The sequence below is a fragment of the Lactobacillus delbrueckii subsp. bulgaricus genome, assembly GCF_046938665.1.
Lineage (GTDB): Bacteria > Bacillota > Bacilli > Lactobacillales > Lactobacillaceae > Lactobacillus > Lactobacillus delbrueckii_C.
Map to the genome: position 1 here is coordinate 1 of NZ_JBKZCD010000004.1, position 15,241 is coordinate 15,241.

Below are 15,241 nucleotides of genomic sequence, written 5' to 3' on the forward strand. Positions count from 1 at the left end.
CTGCGTCTTAGTGACGCAACGTTTTATATCTTACTCGCTTGTTTGATTCTTGTCAACAAGTTTTTGATATTTTCTTTTTCGTGCCTCCGGAGACTTGCTTGTCTCACGCGGCAACAAATATTAGTATACTAGCTTTTTCTGATTCGTCAAATTTGCTTTTTCATTCGTTTTATGATTGGCCCACCCGGCAGAGTTGTGATTGATAGTTTTCTGCTTATCTTCCACTTTTCTGCTTTTCACGAAAAAATAATCTTTTCCCGGAAAAGATAGTTCGATTTTTGCCTTTTTCGGCTTTAAAATTCTGTAACAAGTTTTTTACTTTTTTTCGTTTCGCTTCTTAATTAATTTTGCCGGCGTTCTATGGTAAAGTGGTTTTAGTATATTTTCGAAAGGAGATCTCGCTTATCAAACAATATGATCTTGCCGTGATTGGCGCTGGACCAGTCGGCCTCTTCGCGGCCTACTTCGCCCGCCTGCATGGCTTAAAGACGGTTATCCTTGAATCCTTGAACGAACCTGGCGGACAGCCGGAAATGCTCTACCCCTTCAAGAAGATCCTGGACATCCCTGTCTTCAATGAAATCACCGCGGCTGACTTAACCAAGCGCCTCTTAGCCAACTTAACCGACCAGGACCTGGTCACTGGTCACAAGGTCAGCCAGCTGGAGAAAACTGACGAATTTGTGATCGATGGCGAATACCAGGTCCGCAGCATTATCGTTGCAACTGGCAACGGGGCCTTTAAGGCCAAAAAGTTCCCCCTCAAGGCGACCCCGGAAGCTGAAGACCACATCCACTACTTTTTCAAAAATCCTGACCTCTTTGCTGGCCAGAAGATCGGCATCTTCGGCGGCGGAGACACGGCCTTAGACTGGGCCCAGGAACTTTCCCAAATCGCTGACGTCACCCTCGTTCACCGGCGCGACCAGTTCCGGGGCATGGAAAGCAGCGTGGAAAACTTGAAGGCTGACCAAAAGGTGACCTTGAAGACCCCCTACCTGCCAAAGAGCATGCAAGTCGAAAAGGGCCAGCTGGAAATTTCCTTGAAAAAGGTTGGCGGAGATGAAGTCACTCAAGAAACTTTTGACCAGATCCTGGTCGCCTACGGCTTCCGGGCCGACAACCGCTTCGTCAGCAAGTGGGGGGTTGACCTGGACCAGGGCTTGATCGCCGTTGACCGGTCCATGCAGACCAGCGTGCCTGGCATCTATGCCATTGGCGACTCCTGCGGCTACCCGGGCCGGGTGCCAGTTATCGGGATCGGTTTTGGGGAAGCCCAGATCGCGGTCAACGCGATTATGCAGGACCTCTTCCCGGAAAAGAGCCTGACCATCCACTCAACCAGCATCTAGCGGAAAAAAGAAAAATAAGAAATGAGGTTAACACATGCCACTGATTGACTTTATCCTGCACATCGATGACCACTTGGTGACCATCGTCAACAACTTTGGGGCAGGAACCTATTGGATCATTTTTGCCATCATCTTTATCGAAACCGGCTTGGTCATCTTCCCCTTCCTGCCAGGTGACTCCTTGATCTTCGCGGCTGCCGCCATGGCCGCCAACCCGAAATACGGTTTAAATGTCTGGCTGCTCTATCTTATTGCCGCCGCTGCCGCCATTATCGGTGACAGCATCAACTACGAAATCGGCAAGTGGTCAGTCACTTCCGGAGCCAAGCACAGCTGGTTCAACAAGCTGATCAATGAAAACAACCGGCTGGCAGCGGAGAAGTTCTTTGAAAGACATGGCTCCATCACCATCGTGATCGGCCGTTTCATCCCCTTCATCCGGACCTTCGTGCCCTTCATCTCCGGGGGCAGCAAGATGCACTACCGGACTTTCGTCATCTACAACATCCTGGGTGGCCTGCTCTGGACTGCCCTCTTCACCGGCATTGGCTACTTCTTCGGCAACTTCCCGGTCGTCAAGGATCACTTCTCCTTGATCGTGATCGGCATCATCCTGGTTTCAGTCGTGCCAATCCTGGTCGTGGCCTTGAAGAAAAAGCTCACCATACGGCGCGAGCAGCAATTTGGCGAATAAAACAAAGCAAAAAATAAGGACCGGCCGGTCCTTATTTTTTTTGGTCTAAATTCTGTTTAAATCTTTCCCAGCTACTTTTTCAGCAAAAAGCGGGCCAGGTAGAGCTCGTAAATCGCTCCGCCAACCGCAAAGCAGGAGGCAAAGAAGCCTTCCGTCAGCACGTTGATGACCGGGTCAGTCGCCGGATCAAAGAGCCAGTTGTCATTGCGGAAAAAGAAAGTATGAAAGACCCGGAAGAAACTGTCAAAGTCGGTCAAGGCAAAAGGCATGACCACAATTGGCAGCATCATCAAGAGCAAAGCCTGGGTCTGGGTCAATTTAAGCGGCTTCTTGTAATTGCGGAAATAGCTGCTGAGAGCCAGGCAGAGCAGGAAAACCAGCTCGGCCAGAATAAAAAGGTTTTTGACATCGGCAAAGTGAGCAGCCGCTGAAGCCGAAGTCGGCAGGTCGCTCATCTGCAGCTTGGTCTGACCAGGCCAAACTAGGTAAAGCAGAAGCTGGTTATAGTTGCTCATGACCTGGCCCACGGTCAAGTTAACCGTTTGGTAAGTCTTCTCCAGCAAGGTAAAAAGCAAAAGCAGGGGCCAGCTGACTACAATCGCGCCAACGACAGCGCTGGAAACCGCGAAAAAGAAATGGAAAAGGGGCTGGCCCAGCTTGCTTAGGAATTTTTTCATAGGCTAAATTCATCCAAATTATTCACTAAATAAGTCGGCGGAGTGAGACCGGGCAGGTCTGCCTTTTGCGTCACCCCGGTCAAGGTCAAGAGGGTGTCCACTCCGCTGTTGATTCCAGCCATGATATCGGTTGGGTAGTTGTCCCCGACGATCAAGGCCTCTTCCGCCTTGATCCCGGCCAAGTCCAGGGCCCGGTTGACAATAATGGCTTCCGGCTTGCCGATAAAAAGGGGCTTTTGCCCGGACGCGACTTCCAGGGCCGCGCAAATTGAACCGTTGCCTGGCCGCAGCTCCTTGCCCACCGGCAGGTTCTGGTCAGAATTGGTACCGATAAAGACCGCTCCCCGGTGAATGCAGCGGGTGGCCACCATGAGCTTGTGGTAGGTCAAATCCGTGTCCATCCCCACGATTACGTAGTCGGGATTTTCCTCGTCATAGTAGAATTCCGGCCGGTCCAGGATCTCCTGCCAAAGGCCAATTTGGCCAATGATGTAGACACCGATTGGCCTTTTCGCCTCTTTTTCCAAAATGTAGCTAGCCGTGGCCATGCTGGGCGTGTAGATCTTGGAAACATCGGTCTTGACCCCGTGTCCGGTCAGTTTGTCAGCTACCATCTGGGGCGTCCGAGTTGTGTTGTTGGTCAAAAATAAGTAATCAAGACCTGCTTCATCCAGGCGCTTGACAAAGCGGACGCCGGATTCAATGGTCTCCTTGCCCCGGTAAATGGTCCCGTCCAAATCAATCAAAAATAAGCGGTAATCTTTCACGGCTTCTTCTTTCTAATCACAAAGGCCTGGTGGCGGTTCTTCTTGCGGCTTTCAGCATAGCTGCCCTTCTTGGGCCGGCCGTCCTTGACCTTTCTTTCGCTAAAAGCTGCCTTGTTCTTCGGCCGCTTTCTGGCTGGCCGCCGGCGCTGGGTCGGCCGGGGCTTACGGCTGGGCTGGAGGGATTCCAGGATAAAGTAAGGCGCGCCGGGGTTGCAGTATTCAGTCAAGTAGTCAACAATGGTCGACTTTTTCCGGTCAATGGAGGTCTTGACATAGTCATTGTAAAAGCCCCTGAGGCGAAGGTGGTCGCTGGATACATCCCCGACCAGGTAATCATACTGGTCCAGGTATGGATCGTACTTTTGCTTCAAAACTTCCCGGTCTAAAGCATCCCGCTGGTTGACCAAAAGGCGGTATTCCCGCTGGTTGATCACAACCTTTTCACCAGCAACTACCACCTCGGCCAGGGGGTGGAGGGGCTTGGTTTCAGCTGTCTCTACTTTTGGCTCTTTTTGCCCTCTAGCTTCTTTTATCTTTTTCTCTTTATCTTTTTTCGGCTCTTTCTGCTCTTTCCTCAATAAAGTCACCTTCTTTTTTCACAGGATACTTACGGCCTAAGTAGTCGCCCACGACTTCCCTTAAAAACTGCGGGAAGAGGAATTCATTTTCACCGACAATGGCCAAAGTCGGGAAAAACGGGATCAGGACATAGTGGTCCAAAACGGCGATCCGGTATTCTTCCGCCGGGTCCAGCAATTGCCCGTTGACGAAAACGTTCCTGGTCATTGGGTCATACTTGATCCCCCTGTAGTAGACCTGGCCAAAAATCTTCCCTCTGAAGCTCATCCCCACCAGAGGATAATGTTCCAAAAAGTGCCGATTCTTTTCCACTTCCATGACCAGCCGCCACAAGTCCCGGCCTAAAAGAGTAGTCCGGACGACATGCATCGGGTGCGGCAGGGCATGCTGGAGGTCAAACTGGTTGATGAGGCCGCTCTTAAATGGCGTCAAAAAGAGGCCGGTGCTCAGCATGGCCAGGTCGGTGCCGGCAAAGTCAGCGATTGCCTCCAGGGAGACGTCGATCGCGGCCAGCTTGTCATCCTTGAACTTCTCTGGCAAGTCCGCCACCTGGCGGCTTTGCAGCATCTTCTGCCCCTCTTCATATAAGGCGGCAATTTCTGCTTCATCGCCCGCCTGACTTGGCAAATCAGCTACCGGCACAGTAGTTGGTTTAATCGAAATGATCTTGTGGTCATCGCCGATTTCCAGGCTGATGTCGCCGACATAATTACCCCACTTGCCCGTCTGAGTGATCCAGGTGCGGCCTTCCTTGACCCCTTTTTCCAAAAGGGTGTGGCTGTGTCCGCCCACGATCAGGTCGATTTCCGGGTAGTGCTTGGCCAGCCACTGGTCCATTCTAAGGCCCACGTGCGTCAGCAAAATCAAGCAGTCATACTGGCCGGCAATTTCCGGCAGGACCCGGTCCATGGTCTCGCCCAGCATCTTGATCTGCCAGTGGTTAGGCCCGTATGTCATTGGATAAGCGGCCGTCAGACCCAGCAAGGCCAGGCGGGTGCCCTTTTTGGTCTTGATGATCTTGTAGTCATTAGCCCAGGCCGGCCAGCTTTCGTCTTCTTCTCTGAGATTTGACAAGAGGACCGGGAAGTTGGCGTGGTCAAAAAGCCGCTCCAAAACGGCATGCGGGTTGGAAATCCCCTCATTGTTGCCGATCGTGATAGCGTCATAGTGAAAGTCGTTCATCAAGCGGATGTTGGCCTGGCCCTCTGTAGCATCAGACAAGGGATGGGACCGATCCATGAAGTCGCCGGCGTCAAAAGTCAAAACCTGGTCGGCCGCTGCCGTTTCTTGCACCTGCTGCAAGTAGCGCCTGATTTTTGGAAAATGTTCAAAGTGCGAGTGCAAGTCGTTGGTATGCAGAATCCGCAAAGTTTCCATTTTCTTCCTCCTAGCCGATCTTGTTGGCTTTCAAAACCATTTCGTAAGCGTCCTTGACCGGGCCTTTAGGCTTGTCCCATTCCACCCATTGCGGGTTCTCCCAGTCTTCTTCGTTCATCAAAGTATGCAGCTGGTAGGCCTTGTTAATGTATTGCTCGTAGGTTTCCAGCGCCTTGGTGCGCGGGATGTTGATGACCAGAATCCGCACGCTCTTGATTAAGCCGTTGTTGACCGCCAGTTCCGCGAAACCGTTTTGGTCAATGTTGGAAATTTCATAGTACTGGCTGCCGTCGTTTCTGGTGATCTCTTCGATCAAGTCGAATTGCTCGTATAAGTGATCCATTTGTGCCCCCCATTATCTTATAAAAAGATTGTAACACAAAGTTCAGCCGCCTTTGCCCGGGCGAAACTAAAAGAGCCCGCCGCTTGGCAGGCTCTTTCGAAAAATCTTACTTGTTCAAGGTACTTTGCTTCTTGATCAGTTCATATGGCAAAACGATGTGCTTGTCTTCCAGGCCTTCATCGTTCATCAGCTTGGTCAGCATTCTCATGGCCACGGCACCCAAGTCGTAGAGCGGCTGCTTGATCGTGGTCAAGGCTGGCCGGACAACTGAGGCGATCTGGGTCGCGCTGGCCGTAACGATTTCGAAGTCTTCCGGTACCTTTGCCCCGCGGTCCAGAGCTGAGTTGAGGAGGCCAACTGAGGAAACGTCCTTGGTGATGATGGCCCCGTTGATCCCCTTCTTGGCCAGTTCCGGGTAAAGGTTGTAGCCGTCGGAGTAGTCCTTGATGTTGTCAAAAATCTCGCAGCCTTCCAGTTCATTGTCAGCCACGAACTTCTCAAAGGCCGGAATCCGGTGGTCCCGGTTGATCGGAGCTTCCTTGTCGCCCACGATCAAGGCCAGCTTCTTCTTGTCGTCGTTCAAAAGCAGGTTCAAAGCTTCCGTGTCGGCCTTCTTGTAGTCGATGTTGACTGAAGGGAATTCCAGGTTGTCAGAAACAGTCCCGGCCAAAACGACTGGCGTGTCGGTCCGCTTGAAGGCTTCTGCTGCTTCTTCAGACAGCTTATTGGACATGTAAATAACCCCGTCAACCTGCTTGTTGAGCAAGCCTTGAATGACGGCGTCTTCCTTCATCAAACGGTTTTCCACGCTGGAGATGATGATATTGTACTTGTACAAAACAGCAATGTCGTCGATCCCCTTTGACAATTCGGCAAAGTACAAGTTGGTCAAGTCCGGCACGATCAAGCCGACCGTTGTGGTCCGCTTTGAGGCCAGACCCTGCGCTACCGCGTTTGGTTGGTAGTGCAGACGCTTGATAACTTCCATGACCCGGTCACGGGTTTCCTTGCGGACATTGTTGTTGCCGTTGACTACCCGGGAAACCGTGGCCATAGAAACCTTGGCTTCCCGAGCAACATCGTAAATGGTTACATCTTGCTTATGCATAATAACAGCCCACCTATCTAAATACTAATTACTGATTTAATGATACCATGAGAACGTTTTTGGTGCAATCGCTTACAGCTGTTTTTTCAACTTTTTTCAGTTTTTTTAGTGCTATACTGAGGTTAATTTCATTAGTAAGGAGAATTTTGCCATGAATTTAGACAAATTACAAAACTGGCTGCAGGAAAACGGGATGGACGTAGCCTACGTTTCCAGCCCGACTACCATCAACTATTTCACGGGTTTCATTACTGATCCTGAAGAAAGAATCTTCAAGCTTTTCGCCTTCAAGGACGCTGAACCCTTCCTCTTCTGCCCGGCCTTGAACTATGAAGAAGCCAAGGCATCAGCTTGGGACGGGGACGTGGTCGGCTACCTGGACAGCGAAGACCCATGGAGCAAGATCGCTGAAGAAATCAAGCAGCGGACCAAGGACTACCAAAACTGGGCTGTCGAAAAGAACGGCTTGACGGTTGCCCACTACCAGGCTCTGCACGCTCAATTCCCAGACTCCGACTTCTCCAAGGACTTGTCTGACTTTATCGCCCACATCCGCCTCTTCAAGACGGAAAGCGAACTGGTCAAGCTGCGCAAGGCCGGGGAAGAAGCTGACTTTGCCTTCCAGATCGGTTTTGAAGCCCTAAGAAACGGAGTTACCGAACGGGCAGTGGTCAGCCAGATTGAATACCAATTGAAGCTGCAAAAGGGCGTGATGCAGACCAGCTTTGACACCATCGTCCAGGCCGGCAAGAACGCGGCCAACCCGCACCAAGGCCCAAGCATGAACACGGTTAAGCCAAACGAACTGGTGCTTTTTGACTTAGGGACCATGCACGAAGGCTACGCTTCTGACTCCAGCCGGACGGTCGCTTACGGGGAACCAACTGACAAGATGCGGGAAATCTACGAAGTCAACCGGACTGCCCAGCAAGCAGCCATCGACGCGGCTAAACCAGGCATGACGGCTAGCGAACTTGACGGGGTAGCCCGCAAGATCATCACTGACGCCGGTTATGGTGAATACTTCATCCACCGCCTGGGCCACGGGATCGGGATGGAAGTCCACGAATTCCCATCCATCGCTAACGGCAACGACGTCGTTTTGGAAGAAGGCATGTGCTTCTCCATTGAACCAGGGATCTACATTCCAGGCTTTGCCGGCGTCCGGATCGAAGACTGCGGGGTCCTCACCAAGGAAGGCTTCAAGCCATTCACCCACACCAGCAAAGAATTGAAGGTTCTGCCAGTTAAGGAATAAAACTGAAAAAGCAAAAAAATGACGAGTCTTGCGGCTCGTCATTTTTATATTCGCGTTTACTATTCTTGCTCTGGACTAACCGGCGTGGTTGGTTCAGTTGGTTCTTCCGGCTTCTCTTCCCCTTCTTCGCTCTTTTCAGCGTTGTCCAGGTCGCTGGCGTCTTGTTCACCGGCGCTGTTAGCTGAATCGTCGATTACGATGTCGTCGAAGTCCTTCAATTCAGAATCATCTTCAATGTTCTTTGGGAAAGAAGCCAGTTGGTTCTTCAAGATTTCCGTCCCGTTGTCGTACTTTTCCTTCAAGTCTTCAACGTTTGGATTGCTCTTGATCTTGTCCTTGACTTCTTCAAGCTTGTCGTCTGAGATCAGGCTGGCAGCTGCAACCCCAGCAGCAGCCCCAAAGACGGCCCCTAATAAAAAGCTACCAAATTTGCTCATGGTTGTTCTCCTTTTCTTAATCCTGCCCCTTCCGCCGGAAATGTCTGGCAAAAGCCGACGTAATTACGGAAGTGATCATTCCCGTCCGGGTAAAGTGGGCATTGGAAACCTTGTTGATCATCTTCTTGGATGATTCATTGATGTCTGAGACGCTTTGGCCCAGGTCAGCGGCGGCCTGCACGACCGGCTGCAAAGTTTCCATCTTGCCATTGACGTCTTGCAAAAGCGCGTCGGTCTTTTCCAAGAGTCCGCCGGTCTGCTTCATCAAGTCATCCATGTCTTCAGTCAGCTTGGCCATAGATTCATTGGTCAATTGGACTGTCTTCTCAGCCTCTTTCAAAGTCTTCGAGACATTAAGCAACATGGGGATCGTGAACAGGACCAGTACCAAAAAGGCAATAGCCGCGATCAAACCGGCTAAAGCGCCAAATGAAATTGTCATAGCTTACTTCCTTTCTAAAAAAAGTCTAGCATGAAAACGATTTAGACACAATCGAAAGATTTTCCGAAGTTTTTACCAGCTTTTCTGTTATCCTTTAAGCATAGCTGAAAGGAGCATTTTTTCAATGAAAAATCTTGATTTTAAAATTGCCGGCATCTCCGTCGACGTCGACAAGCTTTTTACCAGCGGCGTGACCATCCTCTGGAAGCTGCTGATTTCGACCCTGGTCTTCTACCTGGTCAGCCATTTTGGCCGGAAAATTATCAAGCGCTATCTGGACAAGCACAACGACAAGCTTGTCCTCTCCAAAAGGTCCCAGACCATCTCAGCCTTGGTGAACAGCCTCTTCCGCTACACCATGGTCTTCTTCTACGTCTACTCCATCTTGACCATTCTGGGCATCCCTGTCGGCACCTTAATTGCCAGTGCCGGGATCTTCTCCTTGGCCATCGGCCTTGGCGCCCAGGGCTTCATGAGCGACCTAGTCAACGGCTTCTTTATCCTCAGTGAAGGCCAGTACGATGTCGGCGACAATGTCGAGATCGGGACTGAAACCGGGACCGTGACCCAGCTGGGCCTCAGAACCACCCAGATTGTCACCACTGATGGCACCTTGATTTTCATCCCCAACCGGCAGATTTCCATCGTCAGAAACCTGACCCATGGCGGGATTGGCCTTAACTTGGACCTAAACCTGGATGCAGATACCGACTTAAAGCAGCTGACCAGCCTGCTTGACCAGGCTGACGAAGATCTGCTTGCCTGGCATGACAAACTGGTCAGCGGACCAACCCAGATCGGGGTCGTCGGCCAGCAGGGGCAGACGATCACCTACCGGGTCCACTTCCAGGTCAAGCCGGGCTTTGAAGGCAAAATCCGCCAGGCCTACTGGCAGACCTACCTGCAATACTTACGGGTCAACCAGGTCAAATTTGGCCAGGAACCGGTTATCATCAACAACAGTAAAAAAGCTTGATCTAAAAATGCTGAGCCGCGGCCCAGCATTTTTTTGATCTTAGTTGAATTGAGCGAGCCAAGCTGGCAGTTCTTCGATCAAAGCCTTGACTGCCTTGCCCCGGTGGGAGACTTCGTTCTTTTCTTCAGTGGTCATTTCGGCGAAAGTCTTGCCCTTGCTTGGTACGTAGAAGAGCGGGTCGTAGCCGAAGCCGTCCTTGCCGCGCGGAATTGCCAGAACTTCACCTTCGCAGGTGCCAGTTACAACCAAGTCCTTGTCTTCGTGGCCTGGCATGGTCAAAACAAGGGTAGTGACAAACTTGGCTTGGCGTTGGTCTTGCGGAACCCCGCCCAAGGCTGCCAAAAGTTTACCGTTGTTTCTAGCATCGTTGTGGGCTTCACCGCCGTAACGGGCTGAGTGTACGCCAGGAGCGCCGTTCAGTTTCTTAACCCGCAGGCCTGAGTCGTCAGCCAGAGTTGGCAGCTTGCTGTAGTCTGCCAAAGCGTGCGCTTTCAGCTTAGCATTAGCTTCAAAAGTCGTCCCCTTTTCGTTAACGTATGGCGGGTTGTCCAAATCTGCATTTGACTTAAGCTCAATGTCCAGACCAGCCTGCTTGAAAGCTTCTTGCAATTCCTTAACCTTGTTTTGATTATCTGTAGCAAACAATAGTACTTGAGTCATATGGTACTCCTATCATTTCAAAATATAAAAAATCTCTCTACTGAAATTTTACCACTTATTCAAGCCTTTTCGAACTTACAAAGAGAGTAATTTCTGCTATTTTCACCGCTTTTTCAGCCGGCAAAAACTTTTTTCTTTTTTTCGGCGATTTCCTAGCCTTTTTCTAAAACTTGTTAAAAAATTTCACCATCCTGTAATATTTACGGTAGAATTAAAACAGCGAATAAGGATGAGGATTATGTCAGAACACAACGAACACGTATACTTTGTCAATCAACTATACCGCGACTTCTTGTTGCCAACCATTTTAGGCGGGGACACGCCGGCGATTCTCTACTGGGCCGGCAAGCGGATCACCCGCAAATACGCCTTGAGCGAATTCGAAGACTTAAGCGAATTCTTCAAGATGGCTGAATTCGGCGATTTGACCATCGTTAAGGAGCGCCGCTCCTCAGTCATCTTCTCCTTGAGCGGGCAGCCAATCAGCGACCGCCTGGCCGCCGGCAGCCGGGAATTCTCCCTGGAAAGCGGAATGATCGCCGAAGCGGTTGAAGAAAACCGGGGCCGGTCAGCTGAAGCTGAAATCGCCATCGACGACAAGAAAGAGACCGTTCAGATCACTGCCTTCTTCTAACAAGCAGATTCAGCAAGATAAAGAAAATACAAACGAAAAAGACCAGAGCCAAATAGCTCTGGTCTTTTAAGATACTTATTTCTTAGTCAGTGTACTGGTCAAGAATTTCGTTCAGCTTTTCCTTTGGAGTGTAGCCAGTCAAGCGGTCAACCACTTGCCCGTCCTTCTTGATTAAGAGGGTTGGGATAGCCATGATGCCAAAGTTCTTGGCCGTTTCCGGGTTGTCGTCAACGTCCATCTTAGTGAAGTGCACGTCTTGTCTTTCTTCGGCCAAAGCTTCGATGACTGGTGACTGCATCCGGCAAGGACCGCACCAAGTTGCCCAAAAGTCAACCAGAGCTACGCCATCCTTGGTTTCTTCTTCAAAAGTTGCGTCAGTAATTGCATCTACCATGTAAATACCTCAAATTCGTTAATCTGAAAAACATTATTATCTACTTACTGCTTTAAGTTTACTAGACTTACTTACTTTTTGCAAGTAGATTGCCTACTTTAAGGTCACGATCGTGGCCCCGGTCCCGCCTTCATTGGCTGGTGCGTAGCTGTAGGCCTTGACATGCTTGTTGCGCTTGAGATACTGCTGGACCCCCTGCCGGATGGCCCCGGTCCCGATCCCGTGGATGATGGTGACCGTGCTAAGGCCGGACAAAAGGATGGTGTCAAAGTACCGGTCCAAATTGACCATGGCTTCTTCATAGCGCTGCCCTCTAAGGTCCAGGGAACTGCGAGCCCGGCTGGACCGGGAGGCAGAAGTGGCCCGTCTTTGGGCCTGCTGCTTCTGCCCGGCGGCCAGCTTGTCGATGTCCCTGTCGGTCACCTTGAGCTTGATCCGGCCCAAGGAAACCTCATAGTCATGCTCACCCAGCTTCTTGGTCACCGTCCCGGTCTGCCCGTAAGACAGGACCTTGACCTTGTCGCCCACCTGGACGTGGTGGCGTTTCTTTTCCTTTTGCAGGACCTTGTTTTTGGCCAGGTTGGCCTCCTGCTTGGCCAGCTGGTTGAATTCGCCCTTGGCGTCCATCAGCTGGTTGGTCTTGACCTGCATCCCTTCCTTGCGGGCTTCTTCCAGCTCGGCGATGATCTTGTCGGCCTTCTTGCGCTTCTTGGCCACGATTTCATTGGCCCGGTCCAAGGCAAAGTCCAGCTGCTTTTGGACCCGCTGGTTGTAGATATCCAGGGCATCCTGCAGCTTCTTTTCCAGCTGCTTGGCCCGATCCAGGCTGGTCTGCAGCTTCTGCTTGTTTTCCGTGGCCAGTTTGGTCTGCTTGTTTAATTCGTCGATCATATGATTGATGTCAGAATCATCGCTGCTCATCAGCTTCTCAGCCCCGACTACCACGTCTTCCCGCATGCCCAGCCGGCGGGCAATAGCGAAGGCGTTACTGTGGCCCGGGATCCCCATCTGCAGGCGGTAGGTCGGCGACAGGGTCTTGATGTCAAATTCCATGGAGGCGTTGGTGGTCCGCTCTCTGTTATAGCCATAGAGCTTGAGTTCCGGGTAGTGGGTCGTGACGATGATCTTGGCCCCCTTCTTTCTGAAGAAGTCCAAAATTGAGATGGCCAGGCTGGCCCCTTCTTCCGGGTCGGTCCCGGCCCCGATTTCGTCGATCAAGACCAGGCTTTGGTCGCTGACCCGCTTCATGATCGCCACGATATCGTTGATATGGGATGAAAAAGTACTCAGCGACTGCTCGATTGACTGTTCGTCCCCAATATCAGCAAAAATCTGGTCAAAAACCGCCACGCTGGAGCCCTCATTGGCCGGAATAAAGAGACCGGACTGGGCCATCAGCTGGAGCAAGCCTGCCGTCTTCAAAGTGATCGTTTTACCACCCGTGTTGGGCCCGGTGATCAAAATCGTGTCAAAGTCCTGGCCTAAAACAATGTCATTGGCCACGACCTTGTCTGGATCAATCAAGGGGTGACGGGCCCCCAGAAGCTTAAAGGACTGGTCAGCGGCTAAAACCGGCTGGCTAGCCCGCATCTGCTTGGCCAGCTTGGCCTTGGCCTGAAGGAAGTCCAATTCGCTTAAAGCCGCGGCCACCCGCTTGATAGCTTCCATTTCTTCTCTGGCGTCCAGAGACAGTTCATGCAGAACCCGGTGGATTTCCTGCCGCTCTTCAGCCAGCAAGTTTTGCAGGCGGTTGTTTAAAGGCAGGATGGCGGCCGGTTCAACAAACAAGGTCTGGCCAGAGGCACTTTGGTCGTGGACCACCCCGCCGAACTTGTAGCGGTATTCCTGCTTGACCGGGATAACGTAGCGGTCGTCCCGGATGGTCACGATCTGCTCAGACAGATACTGGCCGTTCTTGCCCTTGGTGTAGGCGGTCATCTTTTCCTTGATTTCCGCTTCCGTGGCCAGGCGGCCGTGGCGCAGGCGGGCCAGGTCAGCTGAAGCGGTATCCAGGACTTCCCCGTCATAAGTCAAAGAAGTCCGCAGGCGCCGGTAAAGGTCATCCGGCAGGACCAGGTCCTCCAGCAAAGTTTCAATCGCCGCCAGGTCCAAGCTCTCATTTTCTTCCGCGTCTTCTACAAAGCGGCTGCTTTCCTGGGCCAGGGTGAAAACCAGCAGGATATTGCCTAATTCCAGGGCGTTCAAGTCAGCCTTGACCTTCAAGCGCTTGAGGCTGGGCGCAACATCTTGAAAGTCAGTCAGTGGCAGCTGGCCCTTGATCCGGTCCAAGTCAACCAGGGCCTTGGTTTCGCTTAAGGCCCGGCTGACCGTCTCCCGGTCGCTGGCGGGCTGGAGGTTCAAGGCCTTGCTCTTGGCCGGAGCCGTTACCGCTTGTTCAGCCAGGCGGCTGCTAATTTCCTGGTATTCCAGAATGTCTAAAATTTTATGATTCATCATCTCAGTAATTTTGTCTAAAAAATTTTCCTAACAAAAAAAGCGGGCATAGCACCCGCTTCTTTCTTATTCTGCAGAATCGTCACCGCTCAAACGGTCATCTTCAAGGAAGGTGTTGAGCACCCCTTGAACCATGTCCCATTCAGCGTCAGAAGTGATTTCGTGCAGGTCGCTGCTGGTTACGTCGCCATCTTCATCGGCGTCGTAGCTGAAAGCCTGGACTTCAATTTCATCGTCATCTTCTACAGCTGCCGGGTAAAGCAGGATGTAGGACTTGTCATTGTCGTCAGAATGGAAAGTAAACAATACTTCAAATAATTCTTCGTTGCCGTCTTCATCGATCAAGGTCAATTGTCTGTCTTGATCTTCGGCGCTAACTTCAAAAGCCATAGTTATTCCTTTCGCTGTAAATCCAAATAGTTCTGCAAAATCAACACAGCTGCCATTTGGTCAACGACCTCCTTGCGCTGCCGGCGATCATGCATTCCCGCCTCTTCAACCAAAATCCTCTCTGAGGCCACGGTCGTCAAGCGTTCATCGTCATAGTAGACTGGCAAGCCGAACTTCTGCTCCAGGCGCTCGCCCATGGCCTTGCTCCGGCTGACCGACCGGCCGGCCGTTCCATCCATGTTCTTGGGCAGGCCCAGGACAAAGCCGTCCGCTTCATATTCGCGGACCAGCTTCTTTAAAGACCGCATACCGAAATTGTGCCGGTCTTCATCAATCGGGATCGTCATCACGGCCTGGGCGGTGATGCCCAAGGGATCACTGACGGCCACCCCGATGGTCTTGGAGCCGACGTCCAAACCCAGCAGGCGCATTACTTGTCCTTGCCCAGGTAGCTCTTGACCAGTTCCTCGATGATTTCATCGCGTTCGTGCTTCAAGATCAGGTTCCGGGCGTCGTTGTGGCGTGGGATGTACGCTGGGTCGCCTGAAAGCAGGTAACCCACGATTTGGTTGATCGGGCTGTAGCCCTTTTCTTCCAGGGCCTTGTATACATCTTCCAGAGTGTCGCGGATGTTCTTTCCCTTATTCTGGTTAAAATCAAAGTGCATCGTCTTATCAAGCGAACTCATTGTTATTCCCC

At 51.5% G+C, this 15,241-nt stretch carries 19 protein-coding genes; 5 read left to right on the plus strand and 14 right to left on the minus strand.

Going from position 1 to position 15,241, the window contains the following annotated elements; genetic code table 11:
- The first annotated feature begins 425 nt into the window (after nucleotides 1-425).
- Together ACLUXO_RS03785 and ACLUXO_RS03790 are read left to right on the plus strand one after the other, a co-directional pair.
- Nucleotides 426-1,352 (plus strand): NAD(P)/FAD-dependent oxidoreductase, encoded by a 927-nt coding sequence (locus ACLUXO_RS03785; protein ID WP_412136382.1) that lies wholly within the window; start codon nucleotides 426-428, stop codon nucleotides 1,350-1,352.
- 34 nt (nucleotides 1,353-1,386) lie between these two features.
- A complete protein-coding gene (locus ACLUXO_RS03790) occupies nucleotides 1,387-2,046 on the plus strand; it encodes a VTT domain-containing protein (RefSeq protein ID WP_412136383.1) in 660 nt (219 codons plus the stop codon).
- Nucleotides 2,047-2,117: 71 nt separating this feature from the next.
- Here ACLUXO_RS03790 and ACLUXO_RS03795 read toward each other — a convergent pair whose 3' ends face one another.
- The 6 genes from ACLUXO_RS03795 to ACLUXO_RS03820 all read right to left on the minus strand — a co-directional run bounded on the left by ACLUXO_RS03795 (nucleotide 2,118) and on the right by ACLUXO_RS03820 (nucleotide 6,897).
- Nucleotides 2,118-2,723 (minus strand): TIGR01906 family membrane protein, encoded by a 606-nt coding sequence (locus ACLUXO_RS03795; RefSeq protein ID WP_412136384.1) that lies wholly within the window; start codon nucleotides 2,721-2,723, stop codon nucleotides 2,118-2,120.
- Nucleotides 2,720-3,490, minus strand: a complete 771-nt coding sequence (locus ACLUXO_RS03800; RefSeq protein ID WP_412136385.1) for a TIGR01457 family HAD-type hydrolase — start codon at nucleotides 3,488-3,490, stop codon at nucleotides 2,720-2,722. The genes ACLUXO_RS03795 and ACLUXO_RS03800 overlap by 4 nt, the downstream gene beginning before the upstream one ends.
- Nucleotides 3,487-4,068: a YutD family protein gene (locus ACLUXO_RS03805; protein WP_412136386.1), complete on the minus strand. Its 582-nt coding sequence runs from the start codon at nucleotides 4,066-4,068 to the stop codon at nucleotides 3,487-3,489. The genes ACLUXO_RS03800 and ACLUXO_RS03805 overlap by 4 nt, the downstream gene beginning before the upstream one ends.
- The gene (locus ACLUXO_RS03810) at nucleotides 4,034-5,446 is read right to left on the minus strand and encodes a bifunctional metallophosphatase/5'-nucleotidase (protein WP_412136387.1); all 1,413 of its coding nucleotides are present in this window, start codon (nucleotides 5,444-5,446) and stop codon (nucleotides 4,034-4,036) included. The genes ACLUXO_RS03805 and ACLUXO_RS03810 overlap by 35 nt, the downstream gene beginning before the upstream one ends.
- Before the next feature lie 10 nt (nucleotides 5,447-5,456).
- Nucleotides 5,457-5,789: a hypothetical protein gene (locus ACLUXO_RS03815; protein ID WP_412136388.1), complete on the minus strand. Its 333-nt coding sequence runs from the start codon at nucleotides 5,787-5,789 to the stop codon at nucleotides 5,457-5,459.
- Nucleotides 5,790-5,895: 106 nt separating this feature from the next.
- Nucleotides 5,896-6,897, minus strand: coding sequence for a substrate-binding domain-containing protein (locus tag ACLUXO_RS03820; RefSeq protein WP_412136389.1), 1,002 nt, complete (start codon nucleotides 6,895-6,897; stop codon nucleotides 5,896-5,898).
- 151 nt (nucleotides 6,898-7,048) lie between these two features.
- Here ACLUXO_RS03820 and pepQ point away from each other — a divergent pair, with 151 nt between their 5' ends.
- Nucleotides 7,049-8,155: a Xaa-Pro dipeptidase gene (pepQ, locus tag ACLUXO_RS03825; protein ID WP_412136390.1), complete on the plus strand. Its 1,107-nt coding sequence runs from the start codon at nucleotides 7,049-7,051 to the stop codon at nucleotides 8,153-8,155.
- A 59-nt stretch (nucleotides 8,156-8,214) separates the two neighbouring features.
- Here pepQ and ACLUXO_RS03830 read toward each other — a convergent pair whose 3' ends face one another.
- Together ACLUXO_RS03830 and ACLUXO_RS03835 are read right to left on the minus strand one after the other, a co-directional pair.
- Nucleotides 8,215-8,592: a DUF1269 domain-containing family protein gene (locus ACLUXO_RS03830; protein WP_412136391.1), complete on the minus strand. Its 378-nt coding sequence runs from the start codon at nucleotides 8,590-8,592 to the stop codon at nucleotides 8,215-8,217.
- A gap of 16 nt (nucleotides 8,593-8,608) precedes the next feature.
- The gene (locus tag ACLUXO_RS03835; protein WP_412136392.1) at nucleotides 8,609-9,034 is read right to left on the minus strand and encodes a DUF948 domain-containing protein; all 426 of its coding nucleotides are present in this window, start codon (nucleotides 9,032-9,034) and stop codon (nucleotides 8,609-8,611) included.
- A 124-nt stretch (nucleotides 9,035-9,158) separates the two neighbouring features.
- Between ACLUXO_RS03835 and ACLUXO_RS03840 the strand changes: the two genes are divergently transcribed.
- Nucleotides 9,159-10,010 (plus strand): mechanosensitive ion channel family protein, encoded by an 852-nt coding sequence (locus tag ACLUXO_RS03840; protein WP_412136393.1) that lies wholly within the window; start codon nucleotides 9,159-9,161, stop codon nucleotides 10,008-10,010.
- A 39-nt stretch (nucleotides 10,011-10,049) separates the two neighbouring features.
- Here ACLUXO_RS03840 and ACLUXO_RS03845 read toward each other — a convergent pair whose 3' ends face one another.
- Nucleotides 10,050-10,670 (minus strand): XTP/dITP diphosphatase, encoded by a 621-nt coding sequence (locus tag ACLUXO_RS03845; protein ID WP_412136394.1) that lies wholly within the window; start codon nucleotides 10,668-10,670, stop codon nucleotides 10,050-10,052.
- A 238-nt stretch (nucleotides 10,671-10,908) separates the two neighbouring features.
- Here ACLUXO_RS03845 and ACLUXO_RS03850 point away from each other — a divergent pair, with 238 nt between their 5' ends.
- Nucleotides 10,909-11,304 (plus strand): YslB family protein, encoded by a 396-nt coding sequence (locus ACLUXO_RS03850; protein ID WP_412136395.1) that lies wholly within the window; start codon nucleotides 10,909-10,911, stop codon nucleotides 11,302-11,304.
- A gap of 82 nt (nucleotides 11,305-11,386) precedes the next feature.
- Here ACLUXO_RS03850 and trxA read toward each other — a convergent pair whose 3' ends face one another.
- The 5 genes from trxA to ACLUXO_RS03875 form a co-directional block, all read right to left on the minus strand.
- Nucleotides 11,387-11,698, minus strand: coding sequence for a thioredoxin (gene trxA, locus ACLUXO_RS03855; protein WP_270449015.1), 312 nt, complete (start codon nucleotides 11,696-11,698; stop codon nucleotides 11,387-11,389).
- A 93-nt stretch (nucleotides 11,699-11,791) separates the two neighbouring features.
- The gene (locus ACLUXO_RS03860; RefSeq protein ID WP_412136465.1) at nucleotides 11,792-14,152 is read right to left on the minus strand and encodes an endonuclease MutS2; all 2,361 of its coding nucleotides are present in this window, start codon (nucleotides 14,150-14,152) and stop codon (nucleotides 11,792-11,794) included.
- A 66-nt stretch (nucleotides 14,153-14,218) separates the two neighbouring features.
- Nucleotides 14,219-14,542, minus strand: a complete 324-nt coding sequence (locus ACLUXO_RS03865; RefSeq protein ID WP_002876576.1) for a DUF1292 domain-containing protein — start codon at nucleotides 14,540-14,542, stop codon at nucleotides 14,219-14,221.
- 2 nt (nucleotides 14,543-14,544) lie between these two features.
- Nucleotides 14,545-14,973, minus strand: coding sequence for a Holliday junction resolvase RuvX (gene ruvX, locus ACLUXO_RS03870; protein WP_002876575.1), 429 nt, complete (start codon nucleotides 14,971-14,973; stop codon nucleotides 14,545-14,547).
- Nucleotides 14,973-15,230 carry an IreB family regulatory phosphoprotein gene (locus ACLUXO_RS03875; protein ID WP_002876574.1) on the minus strand — a complete coding sequence of 86 codons (258 nt, stop codon included), beginning with the start codon at nucleotides 15,228-15,230 and terminating at the stop codon, nucleotides 14,973-14,975. The genes ruvX and ACLUXO_RS03875 overlap by 1 nt, the downstream gene beginning before the upstream one ends.
- Nucleotides 15,231-15,241 lie beyond the last annotated feature (11 nt).